Source organism: Mesorhizobium sp. M1C.F.Ca.ET.210.01.1.1 (assembly GCF_004791585.1).
Lineage (GTDB): Bacteria > Pseudomonadota > Alphaproteobacteria > Rhizobiales > Rhizobiaceae > Mesorhizobium.
In genome coordinates, this window is the sequence record NZ_SRUU01000150.1 from 1 (window position 1) to 345 (window position 345).

The window sequence follows — 345 nt, forward strand, 5'->3', positions numbered from 1 at the left end:
GGACGCCTGGATCCAGACCTCGCGCCCGCCCTTGCCGAGCCGCCGGTATTGGCCGGCATCGTATTCGCCACGGCCGAGCTTTTCCCAGAACTGGCGATACTCGGCACTGTCGCGATGGTCGGGCTCGATGAACAGCGCGTGGTGCTGCCCGCGCACCTCGTCCAGGCGGTAACCGGTGGCGGCCAGGAAGTTGTCGTTGGCCGACAGGATGTGCCCATCCATGCTGAATTCAATCACTGCCTGCGACTTGTCGATCGCCGCCAGCTGCCCGGCCGAGTCGGCCGCCTGCAGCTTCTGCGCCGTGATGTCGGTGGCGAACTTGACCACCTTGTACGGGCGCCCCTG

The 345-nt window shown here is 66.4% G+C and carries 1 protein-coding gene; it reads right to left on the bottom strand.

The annotated features are described in order from the left end of the window. Positions 1 to 345 (bottom strand): PAS domain-containing protein (locus EN853_RS33340; protein ID WP_135861360.1); only part of this gene is annotated, 345 nt, incomplete at both ends.